This is a genomic window from Pseudoalteromonas sp. S3178 (assembly GCF_005886985.1).
GTDB lineage: Bacteria > Pseudomonadota > Gammaproteobacteria > Enterobacterales > Alteromonadaceae > Pseudoalteromonas > Pseudoalteromonas carrageenovora.
The window spans coordinates 1-250 of record NZ_PNCW01000400.1 but is presented as its reverse complement, the minus strand read 5'-3'; the positions used below and the strand labels follow the sequence as shown (position 1 = coordinate 250).

At 41.6% G+C, this 250-nt stretch carries 1 protein-coding gene; it reads left to right on the top strand.

What is annotated here, in order from left to right:
- Positions 1-250: sensor histidine kinase (locus CWC11_RS21475; protein WP_502704822.1), on the top strand; the 250-nt coding region annotated here is incomplete at both ends.

Here is a 250-nt window from a genome sequence, read left to right as displayed (position 1 = left end):
TACGAAAATAGGATCAACCAAAACCTTGATGAAATGGAGCAAGTGATTGATGCTATTTTAGATTACGCAAGATTGCAGCACCGCCTTGAAGACGTGGAACTTCAGCCTGTTGACTTGAATGCGATGGCTCACCAGTTAGCCAATAACGCCCACCATCATGACTTAACACTAAAACTTTCGTCAAAACCTTGCTGGGTCATTGGTGATGGTCAGTACTTACGCATGCTAATCAATAACTTATTATCTAACG